Source organism: Cupriavidus oxalaticus, assembly GCF_004768545.1.
In the GTDB taxonomy this organism is placed as follows: Bacteria; Pseudomonadota; Gammaproteobacteria; order Burkholderiales; family Burkholderiaceae; genus Cupriavidus; species Cupriavidus oxalaticus_A.
The window spans coordinates 1,654,783-1,673,702 of record NZ_CP038634.1 but is presented as its reverse complement, the minus strand read 5'-3'; the positions used below and the strand labels follow the sequence as shown (position 1 = coordinate 1,673,702).

The window sequence follows — 18,920 nt, the reverse complement described above, 5'->3', positions numbered from 1 at the left end:
CCCGCATCCCCGCTGACCCCATGGAACTGCGCCGCATCCGGCACTTCGTCGTGCTGGCCGAGACCCTCAATTTCCGCCGCGCGGCAGAGCGCCTGCATATCGCCCAGCCCGCGCTGACGGTCTCGATCCAGAAGCTCGAGTCCGAGCTCGACGCCACCCTGTTCGTGCGCGAGCCGCGCGGCGTCACGCTGACCGAGACCGGCCGCGCCGCGCTGGCCGAGGCCCGGCGCATCCTGTTCCACGCCGGCCAGTTCAGCGAGCTGGTGCAGTCGGCCAGCAGCGGCATGGCCGGCATCTTGCGGGTGGGCTTTGTCGGCACCACGACCTCGCACCTGCTGCCACGGCTGGTGACGCGCTTCCGCAATGAATACCCCGGCGTCGAACTGGTGCTGCGCGAAGCGACCTCGACCCGCATCATGCAATGGCTGGAAGACGAGGCGCTGGACGTGGGCCTGGTGCGCACGCCGCTGCTGACGCCGGGCAATACCGCGCTGGCGCTGCTGGAGCGCGACCGCTTTGTCGCCGCCCTGCCGCGCAGCCACCCGCTGGCGGGCAAGCCCGCGCTGACGCTGGCCGACCTCGCGCAGGAGCGCTTTGTCATGTACGAGCAGGCCGAAGCGTCGGGCCTGCGCAGCGCCGCGCTGTCGGCGTGCCAGGTGGCCGGCTTCCAGCCGCGCGTCACGCAGGAGGCCACGCAGGTGCAGACCGTGCTGGCGCTGGTGGAGAGCGGGCTGGGCGTGGCCCTGGTGCCGTCGATCATGCAGCGCTTTGCCAACGACCGCATGGTGATCCGCGACCTGGCGGGTTATCCGGACAGTGCCGGTATCGGCCTGGCGCTCACCTGGCTGCCGGCGCACGACACCCCGGTGGTTCGGCATTTCCGCGAGGTGGCGTTGTCGGAATTCGCGGTGGATGGCGGCAACGAGGAGCGTGGCGCGCCGTAGCCCGCAGCAGGCTATTCGCCCTCTTCTTCCGCCAGGCTCAAGGTCAATCCGCCCGCCGGCAGCGGCAGCGCCGTGCGGTACCGCACCTGCTTCAGCGCGAAGCTCGACCGGATATTGGACACGCCAGGGATCTTGGTCAGATGCTCCAGGATAAAGCGCTCCAGGCTCTGCATGCTGGGCACGACAACGCGCAGCAGGTAGTCCGCATCGCCGGTCATCAGGTAGCACTCCATCACTTCGGGCCGCTTGTCGATTGCCGCCTCGAAGCGGCGCAGCGCGTCTTCCACCTGTTTTTCCAGGCTGACCTGGATAAACACATTGATGCGCAGGCCCAGCGCCTCGGCATTCAGCAATGTGACCTGCTGCTTGATCAATCCCATTTTCTCCAGCGCCTTGACGCGGTTGAAGCAAGGCGTCGGCGACAGGTTCACGGCGCGCGCCAGCTCGGCATTGGTGATGCGGGCGTTCTGCTGCAGCTGATTGAGGATGGCGATATCGATGCGATCGAGCCTGAGCGAGGTGTCGTTCATGATGTAACAATTCCGGATTTTGGCATCTATTGAGAATTTTTATACTGCGATACCCGCTTCTGGCAAGGAAATTCAGACACATTCTCTGCGGCTCCAGGCGTAATCTTGTTGGCATCGGCGAGCGTGACTGACATGCCGCCACAGACAAGCAACATGGACAGGAGCGGTGCCATGACCAACCTGGCAAACGGTGTGCAATCGATGCTCGCGCTGCCTTCGGCCAACGAGGACAGCGATCCCCAGGAAACGCGCGAATGGCTGGACGCGCTCGAAGGCGTGCTGGCGCATGCCGGCAGCGCGCGCGCCAGCTTCCTGCTGCGGCGCCTGGCGGCGCATGCCGCAGCGCAGGGCCTGCCGCCGCCCGGCGCCGGCCCGAGCGCCTATGTGAATACCATCCCCGTGCAGGCGCAGCCGCCCTACCCTGGCGACCTGGAGATCGAAGCCCGGCTGGGCGCCGCGCTGCGCTGGAATGCGTTGGCCATGGTGGTGCGCGCCAACCGCGCCTATGGCGAACTGGGCGGCCATATCGCCAGCTATGCCTCCGCGGCCGATCTGTTCGAAGTCGGATTCAACCACTTCTTCCGCGGCGACAGCGCCGAACAGGGCGGCGACCTGGTCTACTTCCAGCCGCACTCGGCCCCCGGCGTCTACGCCCGCGCCTACCTGGAGGGTTTCCTCGACGAGACCCACCTGCAGCACTACCGGCGCGAGATCGGCGGGCCGGGCCTGTGCTCCTACCCGCATCCCTGGCTGATGCGGGACTTCTGGCAGTTCCCGACCGGCTCGATGGGCATCGGCCCCATCAATTCGATCTACCAGGCGCGCTTCATGCGCTACCTGCAGAACCGCGGGCTGCAGCCGGCGTCGTCGCGCAAGGTCTGGGGCTTCTTCGGCGATGGCGAGATGGACGAGCCCGAGTCGATCGGCGCATTGTCGCTGGCCGCGCGCGAGCAGCTCGACAACCTGGTCTTCGTCATCAACTGCAACCTGCAGCGGCTCGACGGGCCCGTGCGCGGCAACGGCCGCATCGTCGATGAGCTCGAAGCGCTGTTCGCCGGCGCCGGCTGGAACGTGATCAAGGTGCTGTGGGGCTCGGACTGGGACGAGCTGTTCGCCCGCGACCGCTCCGGCGCGCTGGTGCGGGCCTTCGCGCAGACCGTCGACGGCCAGTTCCAGACCTTCTCCGCCAACGACGGCGCCTACAACCGCGAGCATTTCTTCCAGCAGAACCCCGAGCTCGCCGCACTCGCCGCGCACCTGAGCAACGACGACATCGACCGCCTGCGCCGCGGCGGCCACGACCTGCGCAAGCTGCACGCCGCCTACACACGCGCCATGGGCCACCGCGGCCAGCCCACCGTGATCCTGGCCAAGACCATGAAGGGCTTCGGCATGGGCACGGCTGGCCAGGGGCGCATGACCACGCACCAGCAGAAGAAGCTGGAGCTGGAAGACCTGAAGGCCTTCCGCGACCGCTTCCAGCTGCCGCTGTCGGACGACGACGTCGCCAACCTGCGCTTCTACAAACCCGCCGACGACAGCCCGGAAATGCGCTACCTGCACGCACGCCGGGCCGCGCTCGGCGGCTACCTGCCGCGGCGCCGGCAGGCCGCGACCACCGCGCTCACGGTGCCGCCGTCCGGCCAGTGGGCCGGCTTCGCACTGGCCGCGGACGGCAAGGAAATGTCGACCACCATGGCCGTGGTGCGCATGCTCGGCAGCCTGCTCAAGGACACCGCGCTGGGGCCGCGCATCGTGCCGGTGGTTGCTGACGAGGCACGCACCTTCGGCATGGCCAACCTGTTCCGGCAGGTCGGCATCTATTCGCCGCTGGGCCAGCGCTATGAGCCGGAAGACCTGGGTTCGATGCTGTACTACCGCGAATCCACCGGCGGGCAGATCCTGGAAGAAGGCATCTCCGAAGCCGGCGCGATCTCGTCATGGATCGCCGCGGCCACCGCCTACAGCGTGCACGACCTGCCGATGCTGCCCTTCTACATCTACTACTCGATGTTCGGCTTCCAGCGCATCGGCGACCTGATCTGGGCCGCTGCCGACCAGCGCGCCCGCGGCTTCCTGATCGGCGCCACCTCGGGCAAGACCACGCTCGGCGGCGAGGGGCTGCAGCACCAGGACGGCACCAGCCACCTGGCCGCGTCGACCATCCCCAACTGCCGCGCGTGGGATCCCGCCTTTGCCTATGAAGTGGCAGTGATCGTGGAGCATGGCATGCGCGAGATGGGCGAGCAGCAGCGCGACGTCTTCTACTACGTCACCGTCGGCAACGAGAACTATGCGCAGCCGTCGATGCCGCAGCCGGCCGATGCCGTGCGCGACGGCATCCTGAAGGGCATGTACTCGCTTACGCCCGAACGGCGCGATGCCAGCCAGGTCGACCTGCTCGGCGCGGGCGCCATCCTGCCCGAGGTGATCGCCGCCGCGCGCCTGCTCGAAGACGACTGGGGCGTGGTGGCGCAGGTCTGGAGCGTGACCAGTTTCACCGAGCTGCAGCGCGACGCGATCGCCGTGGAACGCAGCAACCGCCTGAACGACCAGCATGCCCGCTCGTATGTCGAAACAGCGCTGGCAGGGTCGAACGGCCCGGTGATCGCCGCCACCGATTATGTGCGCGCGGTGCCGGAGCTGATCCGCGCGTGCGTGCCGGGGCGCTATGTCACGCTGGGCACCGACGGCTTCGGGCGCAGCGACACGCGGCAGGCGTTGCGCGCGTTCTTCGAGGTGGACCGCCATTCTGTCGTGGTCGCGGCGCTGCGGGCGCTGGCCGATGACGGCAAGCTGCCTTCCGATGTCGTGCGCGCGGCGCGGGAGCGCTATGGCAAGTCGGGGGACAAGGCCGCGTCGTGGCAGGCGTGACACGCCGCATGCCCTGACCTTCTCGGTCAGCAGGCTTGCGTCACCGGCCCCGCAATGCCGCGGCGCGCCCGTTTTCCGGGTTGCCGTTCGCAGACAAGGTGTTCATCAAGGGGCAGCAATCCTCGGTGCCATTGGCGTGGCATTGTCCGATCAGGATCTTTAGTTCCGCGCGCATCCCGCGCAAATCCCTCAGCCTTTCCTCCACCAGGCTGAGCTTGCGCTCGGCCAGTGCTCGGGCCGTGCTGCACCGGCCATGCTTCTGCTGCAGCAGTCCCCGGATCTCATCCAGCGTGAACCCGAGCGACTGTGCCTGGCGGATGAAATGCATCCGCTGCAGGCTCTGTTGCGAATACTGGCGAATTGCGCCATGGGCGCGCTCTGGCACCGGCAGCAGCCCGCAGCGATGGTAGTACCGTACCGTCTCCACGCCAACGCCAGCCGCCTTGGCCAGCTTCCCGATCGTCAGTGTTTGCTCCATCGCTTGACTCCGTACCTTGGTACGGACCTAGCCTATGCCAAACCCGCCTTTAAGTGAAGGGGATTGCATTTCGACCGCAGAATGACGGCGGCCGCCTTACGTAGCGGTATCTCTAAAAAGGTCATCATGCAATCGCGCATCATTCGTGTTCTGCCCGCGGAACATGGCTGGACATTGGAATTCAGCGGCCTCGATATCAAGCCCCAGCGGTTTCCGACCATGGAAGCGGCAATCGCGGCCGGCTGGAACGTGGCCAGGCGGCATCAGGCCGAATTGCATATCCATCGTCTTGACGGGGATGTGCATCTGCGCAGCCCGTTCGGCGACAAGCAACAGAAGCCGGAGCAGTGATGCCGCGCAGCGGCGGCGGCCGCGTGCGTGATGCAAGGCCATATCACTAGCGTGCGCCGGAAAGCGAGCCTTTTGCACAGATCTCGCGAGGAAAGGTCAGCAGTCGATACGTGGCCTTGATCAAGCGGCACGCCGCCAGGCGAAGCGCGCTCCGCATGTCCCAAATTAACAAACGAATGTCCCCGTAAAGCAAGCGGGTCCGCTTCGATCGCCCGATACTCCATCTCCAAGCAGGCCCTGAACCTGTACGCAGATCCAATCACTGCTGGAGACATGACATGGAGATCAGGCAGATCACCCCGGCCATCGGTGCCGAAATCACGGGCATCCATCTCGGCGACGCGGCGCGCGATCCCGCGCTGTTCGCCGACATCAAGGCAGCGCTGCTCAGGCATCGCGTGCTCTTCTTCCGCAAGCAGGACATCACGCGTGCCGAGCACGTGGCGTTCGCCAGCGCCTTCGGCAAGCTGGAAGACCACCCCGTGGTCGGCAGCGATCCGGATCATCCTGGCCTGGTGCGTGTCTATCGCAGCGACAACCCGCACAGCTACGAGAACAACTACCACTGCGACGGCCTGTGGCGTCCCAATCCGGCCATGGGCGCGGTACTGCGCTGCATCGAATGCCCCGACATCGGCGGCGACACCATCTGGGTCAACATGGTGAAGGCGTATGAGGAACTGCCCGACGACATCAAGGCGAAGGTCGACGGGCTTCGTGCCCGCGCCAGCATCGAGCAGAGCTTCGGCGCGGTCATGACGCCCGAGGCGCGCGCGAAGCTCGCGCAGGACCATCCGCCCGTGGAGCATCCGGTCGTGCGCACGCACCCGGAAACCGGCGAAAAGGTGCTGTTCGTCGGTGCCGGCTTCTCGACCTACTTCACCAACTACAGCACGCCGGCCAATGTGCGGCACGGCATCGACAAGGCGCCCGGCGCGGCCCTGCTGCTCAACTACCTGATCAGCCGCGCCACCATTCCCGAATACCAGGTGCGCTGGTCGTGGCAGCGGGGCGACGTCGCCGTGTGGGACAACCGCTGCACGCAGCACTACGCGCTCAACGACTACTTTCCCGCGCCGCGCAAGATGGAGCGCGCAGCCATCGTCGGCGACATCCCCTACTGAACCGAAGCCGCCTTCCGACCCGGAGACTCCCCATGAACTTCCTCGACGGCCACCTCTTTCCCGAAAACCAGCAGCCGCTGATCATCACGGCCGCACCGTATGCCCCCGGCTGGCTGCCTTCCGATTTCCCGGAAGACATTCCGGTCACCATGGAGGCACAGATCCAGAAGGCCGTGGACTGCTACAACGCCGGCGCCACCGTGCTGCACCTGCATGTGCGCGAACTGGACGGCAAGGGCTCCAAGCGCCTGTCCAAGTTCAACGAACTGATTTCCGGCGTGCGCGCCGCGGTGCCCGACATGATCATCCAGGTGGGCGGCTCGATTTCCTTCGCGCCGGAGGATGAAGGGCAGGCAGCCAAGTGGCTGTCGGACGACACCCGCCACATGCTGGCCGACCTGGATCCCACGCCGGACCAGGTCACGGTGACGGTCAATACCTCGCAGATGAACGTCACCGACCATGCGGAAGACGCTGACTTCCACGGCACCTCGCGCCAGGACATGGCGCTCTTCGACGCCTACAAGAACATGACGGTGCCCGCCAATCCGGGCTGGGTGGAAGAGCATGTGCGCCGGCTGACCGCCGCCGGCATCCAGAGCGAATTCCAGTGCTACAACATCAACAGCCTGGAGTCGGTGGAGCGGCTGATGCGGCGCGGTTTCTACAAGGGCCCGCTGAACATCAACTGGGTGGCGATCGGCGGCGGCATGGACACGCCCAGCGTCTACAGCCTGGCCAACTTCATGCGCGCGGTGCCGGACGGCGCGGTGGTGACGGTCGAGAGCAATGTGCGCAACGTGCTGCCGGTCAATACCATGGGCATTGCCATGGGCCTGCACGTGCGCTGCGGCACCGAGGACGTGCTGTGGAACCCGCGCCGCACCGCAAAGCAGGGATCCGTGGACCAGATCGAGCAACTGGTGCGCATCTCCCGCGAACTGGGCCGTGACATCGCCACCGCCAAAGAGGCGCGCGAGATCTGCCGGATCGGCGTGTTCTACGACACGGTGGAAGAGTCGCTGCGGGCCAACGGCTTCGCGCCCAACCGCAACGGCGCTACCCAGGGCTTCCTGCGCAAGACCCAGTAAGCCGCACTCCCCCGCCGACACGGCCCGCCGACAGGGCCGAGGGGACACAGAGAAACGGAGACAAACATGAAACGCTTCCCCCAGACCCGGCGCCGCGCGGTCGTGCTCGCGCTTGCCCTCGGCGCACTGCTGCCGGCCGCCCAGGCGGTGCGCGCCGCGCCGGCCACCGAGTGGCCGACCAAGCCGGTGCGGATACTCGTCGGCGCGCCCCCCGGCGGCACCGCTGACATCCTGGCACGGCTCTTTGCCCATGAACTGCAACGGCCGCTCGGGCAGCCCGTGATCGTCGACTACAAGTCCGGCGCGGCGGGAACCATCGCCGTGCAAAGCCTGCTGTCCGCGCCGCGTGACGGCTATACGCTGCTGCTGATCCAGAAGGGCATCGCCTCGGAGGTGCCGCAAGCGATCAAGGTGTCCTACAACCCGTTCAAGGACATCGTCCCGCTGGTCCAGCTCACGCGCCAGGGCCTGGTCCTGGTCGGCAATCCCGGTCTTCCCGCGAAGAACCTCGCCGAGCTGGTCACGTACGTAAAGGCGAATCCGGGCAAGGTCGATATCGCGAACTTCGGCATCGGCCTGCGCGGCCACACCATCGGCGTCCAGTTCAACCGGCTGGCGGGGCTCGATACCGGCGCGGTCAGCTACAAGGGCTCGCCGCCCGCGCTGCAGGACATCATGGGCGGGCAGGTTCCGCTGATGTTCGACGGTCCGGCGACGTCCATGCCGTTCATCAAGGCGGGCAAGCTGCGGGCCTTCGCGGTGGCCTTCCCGCAGCGGCTCGCCGCGCTGCCGAACGTTCCCACGTTTGCCGAGCTGGGCTATCCCGACCTGAGCGAGGTGGGCTGGATGGGGCTGTGGGCGGCGCCGGGCGTGCCGCCGGCAGTGGTCGCCAAGGTGCGCGAGGCCACGCTCGCGGCCATGAAATCGCCCGCGCTGCAGCGCAAGATCGAAGAGCTGGGCATGGAGATCGGCACGCCGGCCACTACGGATGAGCTTGCCAGAGACGTGCGCGAGTCCTACGAGCGCCAGGGCAAGCTGCTGCGTTCGATTCAGTTCAAGCCGGAATGACGGCAGCCGGGGCGCCTGCCTCGGCCCTGCCAGCACAATCCCTGTCAGGAGACAGCATGAAAGCAGTACGAGTACTACCGCGCGCGGAGGGTGGCCAGCTGGCCGTGCAAGATATCCCCACGCCGCAACCCGGCCCCGGCGAGGTGCTGGTGCGCGTACGCGCATCCGGCATCAACTATGGCGAAATCAAGTACATGCGGGAACACCGCACCGGTGCCCCGATGACCGCCGGCGTGGAATTCGCGGGCGAGGTCGCCAGCGTCGGCGCGCAGGTCCGCGGCTGGCGCGAAGGTGACCGGGTGATGGGCCATGGGCGTGGCTGTCATGCCCAGTACGTCATCGCGGCGCCGCTGGCGCTGATGCCGGTGCCGCCGGAGGTATCGTGGGTCGACGCGGCCGCATTCCCCAATGTGTTCATCACCGCCCATGACGCGCTGGTCAGCAACGGCGAGCTCAAGGCCGGCGAGACGGTGTTCATCAACGGCGCCTCGGGCGGGGTCGGCATGGCCGCGGTGATGGCCGCCTCCGCGCTCGGCGCGAAGGTGATCGCATCGTCGCGCTCGGCGGCCAAGCTGGAGCGGCTGGCAGGCTATGGCGTCGATGTCGGCGTCAATGCATCGAGCGAATCGCAGGTCGAGGCCATCATGGCCGCCACCGACGGGCGTGGCGTCGACGTCATCATCGATACCATCGGCGGCACGGTCTTCGAAGACCACATCAAGAGCCTGGCGGTCAAGGGCCGGCTGGTGAACCTGGCGCGCCTCGGCGGCGCCAGTACGGCCCAGGTCGATCTCAACTTGCTATGGCTTAACCGGCTGAAGCTGATCGGCGCCACCTTCCGCACGCGCACCGAGGCCGAACGCCTCGCCTGCGTGCAGGCCTGCGCGCGCGACCTGATGCACTTCTTCCGCGAAGGCAAGCTGCGCCTGCCGATCGACCGCACCTTCCAGATGGATGCGATCGGCGAGGCCTATGCCTACATCGAGCGCAGCCAGCATATGGGAAAAATCGTGCTTATTGCCGACTGACGGCAGTTCCCGCGCGCCGGCGCCCCGTGCCAGCGCGCTCCGCTGCTGGCTGGCCACCCGACACGGCTGCCTGCAAGCGCCATTGCGTGACGCTGCAGCCGAAGCTCGCGCGAAACCAATGGCTGAAACTGCTCTGGTTCGAGAATCCGAGCAGCCCCGCGATCTCGCCGAGCGGCAGGTCGCTCTCCTGCAGGTGCCGTTTGACCAGCTCGGTACGAACCTCGTCGAGCAAGTCCGAGAAGGTCAGCCCATCGACGATGAGATGGCGATGCAGCGTGCGGCGGTCCACCCGAAGATGCCGCGCCACCTGCTGGGCGGTACAGCGTCCGCCGGGCAACAGCGCCATGATCAGCTCGCGGCACGCCTCGCGCATGCCCTCGCCGCGCTGGCGCAGCGATGCCTCGAGGTAGTCCCGTGCCAGCTGGATGGCCCCGGAATGGTCGGGCGTGCGCGGCGTGTCCAGGTCGGCCGTCGCGCAGACCATGCCATTGAACGACTGGTTGAACATCGGGTTGCGGCCGAAGAATGCGCGGTGCGCCGCCATATCCGCCGGCGGCCGGTGCGTAAAGCAGACCTGCTGCGGCCGCCACTGCGGCCCGATCAGCTCGCGCAGGATCCGGAACATCATGGCGACGCTCAACTCCATCGCCTGCCGCGTTGGCGCGCCCGGCCCCGGCAGCAGGTCTTCGCGGATGACCACGGTCTGCCCGGTCTCCTCGATGCGCATGACCAGCGAAGTGCTGATCAGCTTCAGGTAGCGGCACAAGGCATCGAGCGCCTGCCTCGGCGATGGCTCCTCCTTCAGCACCAGGCTGATCGGCCCCAGGTTGGAAAGCGTGCGGCGCGCCGCCAGCCGCAGCGCAAAATCCTCCGTACCGGTGGCGCTGGCGGCCAGCTCCAGCAACTCGCGCAGCGCCTGGCTGGGAATCAGCGCCTGCGGGTCCCTGAGCAGCCGCGCGGACAGCCCGGCCTTGCGCAGCAAGGCCCCGGGATCATGCCCGAGCGACTCCGTCAGCTCGATGAAGCCACTCAGGCTGGCGCTGCGGACAAGTCTTCCGACGTTTTGCATGGCGAGGACCCGGCGCGCGCGGGGACTGCGCCGGTGCATTCGTGTGAGTCGATGGGGGCGCTGCGGGACGGGGGTCGCGCACGCGGGTGCGTGCAGTATGCCTCAAACGGAGGCCTGGGACCGGCGAGTGGGGAGCGTTGGAGATTTCAAGACACGCGATCAAGGCACGGGACCAAGGCACCAGATCAGGAGAGATCGCATGGTCGGACCGGCACATGGCACCGGTCCGTTTTGCCTGAGGTCAGTCAGACTGGTACTTGGGCGAGCGCGGCCCGTAGAGAATGCCGGCAGGCTGGCCGGCAGACAGCAGCCGGTAGCTGGCGGTGCCCGCCACACTGTAGCTGGCATCGAACGTGTGGTTCATGACCTGCGTCACCGCCGCATTGATGAGCATGCCGATCAGTCCGCCGCCACCGCTGGAGCTGTCGGTGGCTGACACGGCCGTACCGCTCCACAGGACGTCGCCCGTCTTGAGATCGACCAGCTTGGCGTTGGCGGCCACGCGGGTCACGCTGCTGATGATCTGGTATTTCGAACCATACTCGGTGACGGTCACGTACAGCGCGGCGTCGGCCCCGAAGATCTGGCGCAGCTTGGCCACCGGCACGGAATGGATGTCAGCCGGCACGGTCAGGCCGTTCTGCCGGAACGTCTCTTCAACCACTGCGACCGGCAACACGTAGTAGCCCGATTCCGCCAGCGGGACCGTCGCTTGCGACAGCATGGCATAGGTGGCCTTGACGTCCGGCGACTCGTTCAGCGGCGGCAGCACCACGATCGAGCGGGGACGGCTGGCCTTGAACGCGGAGTAGTCCACCTGCTTGTTCTGCACCGCGCAACCGGCGAACAGCAGCACGACACCCACGCTGGCGATATAGGTCAGGATCCGGCGCATCATTTGGCACTCCCTGCCGCGGGCGCGGCCTTGGCGGCGTCCGCCTTGATTTCAGTGCGGCTGTCGCTCTTGACGTTACGCAGCAGGAAATCCATGTACGGCGTGGCTTCGGGGAAAAGGGTTTTCTCGGTCTGGAATGCGCTGACCATCTGGTCCGGCTTGCCAAGGTTGAGGTACAGCATGCCAAGCTGGGCATGGTAGCCCGGCGGCACGGCGCCGCCCTTGGCCTGGATCTTCTGCAAGCCCGCTTCCAGCGCCGTAACTTGCGCCTCCCGGGACTCGCCCTTGAAATATTCGTAGACCTGGGCCTGGTACCCCTCCCACTGATACATGGGCTGTGGGGCCGCGCAGCCGGCAAGCAGGATACTGCCAGCGACAGACCATAACGCTGCCCTGCGCAGCGTGACCGTTTGCATCATCATTGTTTTCATTTTGGTAATGGAATGGTTATCTCTGACCCGGGTTCCACGCCCCGTTCTCGATGGCAGCCACGAGGTTGTTGATGGCCTCGCGCATGGCCAGGTCCATGACCTTGCCGTTCAGCGTCGAGTCATAGCTGGCGGTGCCGCCGAAGCCGATCACTTCGCGGTTCGACAGCGTGTATTCACCCGCGCCCTGGGTTGAATAAACCACTTCCGAGGTCGAGATGTTGATGATGTTCAGGTTGACCTTGGCATAGGCCACCTGGGATTTGCCCCGGCCAAGGATGCCGAACAGCTGCACGTCGCCGACTTCCTTGCGGCCAAATTCGGTGATGTCGCCGGTGACGACAAAGTCCGCCCCCTTCAGGCGCTGCGCCTGGTTCTTGATGGTTGCCTCGCGCCTGATCTCGTCCAGGTTTTCACGCTCCAGCACGTTGAAGCGGTTGGTCTGCTGCAGGTGGGTGACCAGGCTGGTCTTGGCCTGGCCGCTCAGGCGATCGATGCCGTCCGAAAAAACACCACGCATGTAGTTCGAGCGGTTGTCGAACTTGCCTACCGCAATAGGCGTGCGCACGCCGTTGTACGGGCGGCTGGCGCTTTCCACCTTCTGGACCGGCAACGCGGTCGAGGATTCGGTGGCGCAGCCAGCCATGCCAAGCGCGGCAACGACGGCGAGCAGGCAGCAAGTCTTGGTTTGTTTCACTGATTTCTCCTGGTTTGCAGTGGGGACGCGGCGGCTATTATGGCGCGGCGGCGCCCGGGCCGCGACTGGTGGCACAGCCGGCGGCGTCATTCCGGGAGGAAAGAGGGAGGGAGGTGTATCCGGCCAGCTACAGCGACCGGCCGCAGGAGGGAGCTGGAGGTAGAGAAGCCCCTGCAATGGCGGGGTTCAGGCTGCGGCCGGGGCCAGCGCGGGGGAATCGGTGAGGCCTTGCGCAACGCCGCCGAAGGGCGTTCGCGAGCAGGTTGCTGGCGAGGTTCTCGCACCTGGTGGACGACGGGATCACCGAGTAGCCGAGTTGCAGCGCCCAGGCCAGCACTACCGGGCCGGCGTCGCCTGGTGCCGCTGCGCGATCGCGCCGATCACCGGGTACGCCAAGCACCTTGCCGCACGCCAGTGTGCCCGCTTTACTTTCGCTCAAAAAGTCGTCTATAAACCAGACTGTCTTGATTTCAGATCAACAATGAACATCACGCTCGACGAAATCCAGGCGTTTGCGACCGTGGTCGACACCGGCTCGATCACCGCCGCCGCGCAGCAGCTGGACCTGACCGTGTCGGCCACCAGCCGCACGCTCGCGCGGCTCGAGGAAAAGCTGAAAACCACGCTGCTGCGCCGGACCACGCGCCGCCTGGAATTGACCGAGGAAGGCCGGGCATTCCTGCAGAATGCGCGGGCGATCATCGACTCGGTCGAAAGCGCCGAGGAACAGATGCTGGCGCGGCGCGAGAAGCCGTCCGGGCGCTTGCGGGTCGACGCCGCGACGCCGTTCATGCTGCACGTGATCGTGCCGCTCGTGCGCGGCTACCGCGAGCGCTATCCGCAGGTGGAACTGGAGCTGAACAGCAACGAAGGCATCATCGACCTGCTCGAGCGGCGCACCGACGTGGCGATCCGGATCGGCCGCCTGAAGGATTCGACGCTGCATAGCCGGCTGATCGGCAATAGCCGGGTGCGCATTCTCGCCAGTCCCGCCTATCTCGACGCACATGGCCATCCGCGCAAGGCCGACGACCTTGGCGGGCATGCTCTGCTCGGCTTCAACCAGCCCGAGTCGCTGAACGTGTGGCCGATACTTGGCGCGGACGGGGAACCGTACCGGATCGCGCCGGCCGTGTGGTCGTCGAGCGGTGAAACGCTCCGGCAACTTGCGCTCGACGGCTCAGGCATCGTCTGCCTGTCGGATTTCATGACCGCGCAGGACCGCGAGTCCGGGCGCCTCGTGCAGGTCCTTGCGCGCCAAACGCAGGACGTGCGGCAGCCGGTGCATGCGGTCTACTACCGCAACACGGCGATTTCATCGCGGATCGCGTCGTTCGTCGAGTATCTGATCGAAGTGCTCGGCAGCGGAAGCGCCGCGCGCGGGGCGCCGGCGTGGACGGACCGGTAACCTCGCGCTCAAGCCCGGTGGCACCCTGGCTGGCCCAGTTGTCGTACTCAGCCTGGCCGCCGAACCGGCCGGTATACTTCCGGCCTTCACCAGGTACCCAAGGATTATCCATGAGCGCGTTACCCTCCTGCCCGAAATGTCATTCCGAGTTCACCTATGAGGATGGGGGTCTCTATATTTGCCCGGAATGCGCTCATGAATGGTCGGCGCAGGCATCGGCACCGGCCGAAGCGGAAGCCCGGGTTTATCGCGATTCAGCCGGCAACGTATTGCAGGATGGGGATACCGTCACAGTCATCAAGGATCTCAAGCTGAAGGGATCGGCCGGTGTGGTCAAGATGGGCACCAAGGTGAAGAACATTCGCCTGGTTGACGGTGACCACGATATCGACTGCAAGATCGATGGCTTTGGTGCCATGAGCCTGAAATCGGAGTTCGTCAGGAAGGTGTGACGGGATCGAGATTGCGCTTCGCCCGCAAGGCGCGGAGACCGATGCCTATCTGGGGCTCATCAATGCCATCGATCCCGACAGGAGGTTTCCTCCGATGCATGACCAACGTGTCGACGATGGCACCCGAGATGCCCCTGCCGCGGATTCCGCGCTGCTGACGAAGCTCTCGCCGGTCCAGCATGAAGCACTGGCTGTCTGTCGGGAACAAAGTATGGAAAGCTCAGCTTTTGGCCCCTATCAATCAGCCTGAAACCGTTGTGCCGTATGGGTTTCCGGGAAACCTTCCAACTCATCGGGAGGTTCGCTTTTCGGGCCAATTTGCCGAGAGTTCACGCATGCTGGCACCTGAGCCAGAACGGGAACATAGTTTGGAAAACCTGGCGACACCTTCACGGGTACAGACTTCCGGACCACCCGTCTTGCACTGCCGAACGGCAGCTTGCGCTCCCCAACTTGCTTTGCTTTCGGTGCCGTCGATTATCAGCGCAAGCTTCCAACGTCGGCCACGATCGGAATATAGCGGAAAGGAGACGCGGCGTTCCTCCTTCGCCGGCGCGGCCTGGGTCTCGCGAGGGGGCGGCCATCAGGAAGGGTAGCAGAACATTGATGGCTTGATCGCGGCGCAGAACACTACTGGCCCCCAGCCACCTCACCCCTCGCTCTGCGCGGCATGGCCGACCGTATCAATCGCTCTAGCCGGGCCAGCGTCGCTGTGGCGGCTTTGCGCTATTGCCGGTTCCCACGGGTCTGAGTTCCCCCTCCAATGGCAATGCATCCGGATCCAGCAGATGCTCTCCCTCGGTGGCCTTCTCATAGAGATGATCTCGTACGACCTGGCCGATCGCGATTCGACACAGCACTTCGGAGGTCTGGTCAGTTGCCGACGGCAGATTGCTATCGGTGCTTCGTACGGTAAAAGAACGTCTTCCCGTGCCGAAAAAGCTGGTGAACTGGATGCCCCCGGCATGAGTGCTGTCGCGGAAGCTGACAGACACGTGATAGGCAAGGCCCTTGCCATCGGCGAACAGCGTGCAGAGAAAACTGGATGGCGAGGTTGCTGTGCATGACTGGCGATCCTGGAGTTTCGGGGGAGTCTCCGACTTCAAGACCTGTTTCCGACTCTACTCCTTCCGCACCCATCACGGTGAACCAATAAAGAAAAAGCCCCGCCGGCTTTCCTGGCGGGGCTTCTTGCGCACCTTGAACGGTCGGCTTAGATCGGTTCGATCTTGGTCGCGGCCGGGCCCTTCTGGCCTACGCCAGCCACATAGCGCACTTTCTGGCCTTCCTGGAGCGACTTGAACCCGTTCCCCTGAATTTCGGAAAAATGAGCGAACAGGTCGTTTCCGCCTGCATCAGGCGTAATGAAGCCAAAACCCTTTGAATCGTTAAACCACTTTACAGTACCGGTTTCCATGTGAGGACCCCTTAAGAATTCTCGCCGAGCCGAAAAAGCGGGCGAGGCATGACAATCAAGGAGGAAACATGGAGAGAAAGTGGCGCCGCCGGGGCGTGTACCTAACGCTTCGAGGTTACGCTTGAAGATCCTGCATTTATTCTTATACAGGCATGCCGCATCGCGGTCAATGAAGATCTCACGGCGATCGATACGTACTCGCCAGGTCCGTCACAAGCCAATGCGCTGAAGACGTCCGAGAAAGAGTGCCGGATTGTTCCGCGATGCATGCTACAGTGGTACGCCTTCAGCACAAGAGGTCGGTATGTTTCTCTGCGCAAACTGTCTCGCTGTGGCGAGTGACGCCTCCGGTGCCCCTGGACATCTCGGGTTGCGCATCATCGATACCCGTCGAAGCAAGATGCCTCGGTCGGTCACGAGCACGATCAGTACATTCCGCTGCTCGGACTGCAGCGCAATCTGGAGCTACCGTGAAGCAAAGGACAGCGGTCCGCAAGGCTGGTCGCTGGTGCCGTGCGAAAAGACCGGCGATGGTGGCTGATACGCCGAGCCACATGCTGCAGACTTGCACAGATACGGAGAGACATGACCGGTCTCTTGCACCGTCTACACTCCCGCCATCACAACCTTTTGGGTCGTCGTGCCTTGGGTGACAGCACAAGCCTGTAGTCGATGGATGCCAACGCCAACACATATTTTTCAGGCAAGGACCGCGATCGAACTGGGCGGCGCTGAACCGCGGTGCATTCCGACTATGCTGTTGAGCGAGCAGAGGGGGACCACCGAATCATGATCGAGCCAATCCTGCTGGCCGTCACGTGCGTTGCCACATTCGAAGCTCAACAGGCAAAGACCAACGCCACCGGCTTTTTCTTCAAACGAGGCCAGCGACTGTTCATTGTGACAAGCCGGCACGTGCTGCGCGGCGGCGGCATCGACGTGGCCTTGATCGAACTCGACCGTACCGTTCTGCCGTCGAGCGGTCTACCGTGCCTTTACGCCGGCCCACCTTTACCGGCCACACGAACGCATCGAAGCAGGCACTCCGGTGCTGAGCGTCGGCTTCCCGCTGGGTTTCCATGACACGCTTCATCATCTGCCCGTCGTACGCCAGGAAGTCATCTCGTCCTCGTTCGGCATGCGCTTTCAGGGGCATGGCTACTTCCTGACCGATGCGAGGACGCATCGCGGCACAAGTGGAGCACCGGTGGTCATGCGCATACCCAGGATCGATGCATCCACGCGCGCGCTGCCGGGGATGCTGCTCGGCACCCATTCGGCCAGACTGGACGTGGGCTCGCGGGACTTTGAACTGGACGAAGCCTTGGGCTTGAATTCCGCCTGGTATGCCGACATCCTACTGCCCCTGACCGAGGCATGATCCGGTAAGGCGATCGGACCTGATGGATTCGGCACTCCATGGAATTACCCCGGATGCGCGGTACCCGCCGGCCTAGGACGCACCCTCCAGGCAGGAAATCCCCGCAGGTGGTACCATGCGTTTGTGTCGACACCAGTCGATGCCCAATGCGCCGTCCGCCAGACATCATCATTAGAAGAGTATTAGCGGCAGCACGGGCGTACACCCGAACCTTTCGCGGCAACAATCGGCCGCAATCATCTCCGACCCGCGGCGCGTCCGCTCCGTAACCAGCGCGCATGTACTAGGCGTACTGGCTAGCGCAAGCACGGTCAATCCCACGCCAGTTTCTCCGCCTGCGATGGCACGCGGGACGCGACACTGGCTTTTGCAATGGCAACCGATCGCCGGGCACGCACGTACCACACCAAATGGGAACGCTGGACATGCCCTCCGGAATCGAGCGCCTTCCGAACAAGCAACAATTTGAATCCCAGCATTACTCCGTTCACCGTTTCGGTTTACCCCATCCAACAAGAGCCCGGCGTCTGGTTCGCGAACTACATGATCTCCGAGTATAAGGACGGCGCTGAACGCATCGTCGCCAACGTCTCGATGCGGCATGCCACGCACCATACGGAAGCCAAGGCCAGGCAAGCCGCCCGTAGCGCAGGGGAAAGCGCAGTGGCACACATACGCCTGCAACCATCCCCGCATCGGCAAGCTGCAACCCATTCCACGCTACCGCGTGGCACTCGCTGAATCAGAAAGGAGCGTCCTTGGCTAAAGAAGAACTGGTGGAATTTGGCGGAAAGGTTTCGGAAGTCCTTCCGGATAACCGCTTTCGTGTCACCCTGGAGAATGGCTTCGAGGTTTGGGCCTATTCGTCCGGGCGGCTCAAGAAGAATCGCATACGTATTCTTGCCGGGGATCGTGTCACGCTCGAAATGTCGCCATACGATCTGACAAAGGGACGCATCAACTATCGCCACAAGTTCTGAGCGAATGCGGCGTTTCCACGTTCCCGAAATGGCGACCACCGTTGACACCACCTCGGTATAGGACCATCTTTGTCTTCGTCCAGGTACACGAGAGCGCAACCTCTGGATCCACATAGCACTCCAATCCACGCAGCAACAATACATGGCGTAAGCCAATAGGATCCGAGGTGCGAGATGCAACGAGACAAGTCTTTGCTGGACAGAATCCTCTTGGCGCTACGAGCCGAGATCCAGGCCTCGATGACCGACGTCCAGCTTGGCAAGGCTCTTGCAATGTCGACCCTTCCAGGCTAGCCCACCATCTCCTGCTCCTGCAGGACCATAGACTGGTGGAGAAGACCCCAAATATGGCGTGGCGCCTGACGTGGAACGGCCACGATCGAGCAGACGCCAGCCTGAAGTCTTAGCTCGCTGGCGCCAGGCGTGGTTACTGAACGACGCGCGGAACGGCTGCTCTGGCAGAATATCCCCATGAGCCAGCATCCCTTTGCAACCGCACCGGCCGTTACCGTGTAGCGATATCCAACCCTGGCGCGAACCGTCGCTTGGCGCCAGCGCTGTGCATGATCCGCATGGGTCATGGCAACCGCTCCGCAGGTCATGGCGCTCTCGAGCGGCTCTCCTTACAAGACAGCGTCATGCCGATCCGAGTGCGCAGAACAATACTACGCCGCCTTGGGTAGACCGCTTGCAGATTCGCGCGAT

The 18,920-nt window shown here is 64.5% G+C and carries 19 protein-coding genes and 2 pseudogenes; 12 read left to right on the top strand and 9 right to left on the bottom strand.

The genetic code is table 11. The annotated features are described in order from the left end of the window. Positions 1-20 precede the first annotated feature (20 nt). Positions 21-944 carry a LysR family transcriptional regulator gene (locus E0W60_RS07500; RefSeq protein WP_133093389.1) on the top strand — a complete coding sequence of 308 codons (924 nt, stop codon included), beginning with the start codon at positions 21-23 and terminating at the stop codon, positions 942-944. Positions 945-955: 11 nt separating this feature from the next. Here E0W60_RS07500 and E0W60_RS07495 read toward each other — a convergent pair whose 3' ends face one another. Beyond that, the gene (locus E0W60_RS07495; RefSeq protein ID WP_135703517.1) at positions 956-1,474 is read right to left on the bottom strand and encodes an Lrp/AsnC family transcriptional regulator; all 519 of its coding nucleotides are present in this window, start codon (positions 1,472-1,474) and stop codon (positions 956-958) included. A gap of 171 nt (positions 1,475-1,645) precedes the next feature. Between E0W60_RS07495 and mdeB the strand changes: the two genes are divergently transcribed. Continuing rightward, the gene (gene mdeB, locus E0W60_RS07490) at positions 1,646-4,348 is read left to right on the top strand and encodes an alpha-ketoglutarate dehydrogenase (RefSeq protein WP_135703516.1); all 2,703 of its coding nucleotides are present in this window, start codon (positions 1,646-1,648) and stop codon (positions 4,346-4,348) included. 40 nt (positions 4,349-4,388) lie between these two features. Here the strand turns inward: mdeB and E0W60_RS07485 are convergent, their stop codons facing one another. Continuing rightward, complete coding sequence (locus E0W60_RS07485; RefSeq protein WP_133093392.1) at positions 4,389-4,826, bottom strand: MerR family transcriptional regulator; 438 nt, start codon at positions 4,824-4,826, stop codon at positions 4,389-4,391. A gap of 63 nt (positions 4,827-4,889) precedes the next feature. Here E0W60_RS07485 and E0W60_RS07480 point away from each other — a divergent pair, with 63 nt between their 5' ends. The 5 genes from E0W60_RS07480 (at position 4,890) to E0W60_RS07460 (ending at position 9,488) form a co-directional block, all read left to right on the top strand. Further along, positions 4,890-5,177 carry a DUF2188 domain-containing protein gene (locus E0W60_RS07480; protein ID WP_240745760.1) on the top strand — a complete coding sequence of 96 codons (288 nt, stop codon included), beginning with the start codon at positions 4,890-4,892 and terminating at the stop codon, positions 5,175-5,177. A gap of 278 nt (positions 5,178-5,455) precedes the next feature. Next, positions 5,456-6,301, top strand: a complete 846-nt coding sequence (locus tag E0W60_RS07475; protein WP_133093393.1) for a TauD/TfdA dioxygenase family protein — start codon at positions 5,456-5,458, stop codon at positions 6,299-6,301. A 32-nt stretch (positions 6,302-6,333) separates the two neighbouring features. Continuing rightward, positions 6,334-7,392, top strand: a complete 1,059-nt coding sequence (locus E0W60_RS07470) for a 3-keto-5-aminohexanoate cleavage protein (protein ID WP_133093394.1) — start codon at positions 6,334-6,336, stop codon at positions 7,390-7,392. A 66-nt stretch (positions 7,393-7,458) separates the two neighbouring features. After that, positions 7,459-8,460: a tripartite tricarboxylate transporter substrate binding protein gene (locus tag E0W60_RS07465; protein WP_133093395.1), complete on the top strand. Its 1,002-nt coding sequence runs from the start codon at positions 7,459-7,461 to the stop codon at positions 8,458-8,460. 56 nt (positions 8,461-8,516) lie between these two features. After that, entirely contained in the window at positions 8,517-9,488 is a 972-nt protein-coding gene (locus E0W60_RS07460; RefSeq protein ID WP_133093396.1) for a quinone oxidoreductase family protein, read from the top strand. Here the strand turns inward: E0W60_RS07460 and E0W60_RS07455 are convergent. The 5 genes and pseudogenes from E0W60_RS07455 to E0W60_RS07435 form a co-directional block, all read right to left on the bottom strand. Continuing rightward, positions 9,475-10,557 (bottom strand): AraC family transcriptional regulator, encoded by a 1,083-nt coding sequence (locus E0W60_RS07455; RefSeq protein ID WP_133093397.1) that lies wholly within the window; start codon positions 10,555-10,557, stop codon positions 9,475-9,477. The two genes, E0W60_RS07460 and E0W60_RS07455, sit on opposite strands and share 14 nt — an antisense overlap. Before the next feature lie 241 nt (positions 10,558-10,798). Next, entirely contained in the window at positions 10,799-11,455 is a 657-nt protein-coding gene (locus tag E0W60_RS07450; RefSeq protein ID WP_135703515.1) for a DUF799 domain-containing protein, read from the bottom strand. Next, positions 11,452-11,871 (bottom strand): DUF4810 domain-containing protein, encoded by a 420-nt coding sequence (locus E0W60_RS07445; protein WP_133093420.1) that lies wholly within the window; start codon positions 11,869-11,871, stop codon positions 11,452-11,454. Before E0W60_RS07445 ends, E0W60_RS07450 begins: the two co-directional genes overlap by 4 nt. A gap of 28 nt (positions 11,872-11,899) precedes the next feature. Further along, positions 11,900-12,526, bottom strand: a complete 627-nt coding sequence (locus E0W60_RS07440; RefSeq protein WP_133093421.1) for a CsgG/HfaB family protein — start codon at positions 12,524-12,526, stop codon at positions 11,900-11,902. Positions 12,527-12,818: 292 nt separating this feature from the next. Continuing rightward, positions 12,819-12,995, bottom strand: a pseudogene (locus E0W60_RS07435) (aldo/keto reductase); the annotation flags it as partial. A 63-nt stretch (positions 12,996-13,058) separates the two neighbouring features. On the opposite strand from E0W60_RS07435, the gene E0W60_RS07430 reads away from it, so the two are divergent. After that, complete coding sequence (locus E0W60_RS07430; protein WP_135703514.1) at positions 13,059-13,985, top strand: LysR family transcriptional regulator; 927 nt, start codon at positions 13,059-13,061, stop codon at positions 13,983-13,985. A gap of 110 nt (positions 13,986-14,095) precedes the next feature. Next, positions 14,096-14,437, top strand: coding sequence for a zinc ribbon domain-containing protein YjdM (locus tag E0W60_RS07425; RefSeq protein WP_133093400.1), 342 nt, complete (start codon positions 14,096-14,098; stop codon positions 14,435-14,437). 692 nt (positions 14,438-15,129) lie between these two features. Here E0W60_RS07425 and E0W60_RS07420 read toward each other — a convergent pair. Beyond that, positions 15,130-15,543, bottom strand: coding sequence for a hypothetical protein (locus tag E0W60_RS07420; RefSeq protein ID WP_135703513.1), 414 nt, complete (start codon positions 15,541-15,543; stop codon positions 15,130-15,132). Positions 15,544-15,650: 107 nt separating this feature from the next. Then, entirely contained in the window at positions 15,651-15,854 is a 204-nt protein-coding gene (locus E0W60_RS07415) for a cold-shock protein (RefSeq protein WP_010812830.1), read from the bottom strand. A gap of 789 nt (positions 15,855-16,643) precedes the next feature. Between E0W60_RS07415 and E0W60_RS07405 the strand changes: the two are divergent. The 3 genes and pseudogenes from E0W60_RS07405 (at position 16,644) to infA (ending at position 18,215) form a co-directional block, all read left to right on the top strand. Continuing rightward, positions 16,644-17,235: pseudogene (locus E0W60_RS07405) on the top strand (S1 family peptidase). Between the two features lie 465 nt (positions 17,236-17,700). Further along, on the top strand, positions 17,701-17,976 hold the full coding sequence (locus E0W60_RS37460; RefSeq protein ID WP_135703999.1) for an isochorismatase: 276 nt from the start codon (positions 17,701-17,703) through the stop codon (positions 17,974-17,976). Positions 17,977-17,993: 17 nt separating this feature from the next. Next, complete coding sequence (gene infA / locus E0W60_RS07395; RefSeq protein ID WP_135703512.1) at positions 17,994-18,215, top strand: translation initiation factor IF-1; 222 nt, start codon at positions 17,994-17,996, stop codon at positions 18,213-18,215. Positions 18,216-18,920 lie beyond the last annotated feature (705 nt).

Excerpts from the sequence above, each read along its gene's own strand:
- E0W60_RS07500 (WP_133093389.1), top strand. The coding sequence starts at position 21 with ATGGAACTGCGCCGCATCCGGCACTTCGTCGTGCTGGCCGAGACCCTC.
- E0W60_RS07495 (WP_135703517.1), bottom strand. The coding sequence starts at position 1,474 with ATGAACGACACCTCGCTCAGGCTCGATCGCATCGATATCGCCATCCTC.
- mdeB (WP_135703516.1), top strand. The coding sequence starts at position 1,646 with ATGACCAACCTGGCAAACGGTGTGCAATCGATGCTCGCGCTGCCTTCG.
- E0W60_RS07485 (WP_133093392.1), bottom strand. The coding sequence starts at position 4,826 with ATGGAGCAAACACTGACGATCGGGAAGCTGGCCAAGGCGGCTGGCGTT.
- E0W60_RS07475 (WP_133093393.1), top strand. The coding sequence starts at position 5,456 with ATGGAGATCAGGCAGATCACCCCGGCCATCGGTGCCGAAATCACGGGC.
- E0W60_RS07470 (WP_133093394.1), top strand. The coding sequence starts at position 6,334 with ATGAACTTCCTCGACGGCCACCTCTTTCCCGAAAACCAGCAGCCGCTG.
- E0W60_RS07465 (WP_133093395.1), top strand. The coding sequence starts at position 7,459 with ATGAAACGCTTCCCCCAGACCCGGCGCCGCGCGGTCGTGCTCGCGCTT.
- E0W60_RS07460 (WP_133093396.1), top strand. The coding sequence starts at position 8,517 with ATGAAAGCAGTACGAGTACTACCGCGCGCGGAGGGTGGCCAGCTGGCC.
- E0W60_RS07455 (WP_133093397.1), bottom strand. The coding sequence starts at position 10,557 with ATGCAAAACGTCGGAAGACTTGTCCGCAGCGCCAGCCTGAGTGGCTTC.
- E0W60_RS07450 (WP_135703515.1), bottom strand. The coding sequence starts at position 11,455 with ATGATGCGCCGGATCCTGACCTATATCGCCAGCGTGGGTGTCGTGCTG.
- E0W60_RS07445 (WP_133093420.1), bottom strand. The coding sequence starts at position 11,871 with ATGATGCAAACGGTCACGCTGCGCAGGGCAGCGTTATGGTCTGTCGCT.
- E0W60_RS07440 (WP_133093421.1), bottom strand. The coding sequence starts at position 12,526 with ATGGCTGGCTGCGCCACCGAATCCTCGACCGCGTTGCCGGTCCAGAAG.
- E0W60_RS07430 (WP_135703514.1), top strand. The coding sequence starts at position 13,059 with ATGAACATCACGCTCGACGAAATCCAGGCGTTTGCGACCGTGGTCGAC.
- E0W60_RS07425 (WP_133093400.1), top strand. The coding sequence starts at position 14,096 with ATGAGCGCGTTACCCTCCTGCCCGAAATGTCATTCCGAGTTCACCTAT.
- E0W60_RS07415 (WP_010812830.1), bottom strand. The coding sequence starts at position 15,854 with ATGGAAACCGGTACTGTAAAGTGGTTTAACGATTCAAAGGGTTTTGGC.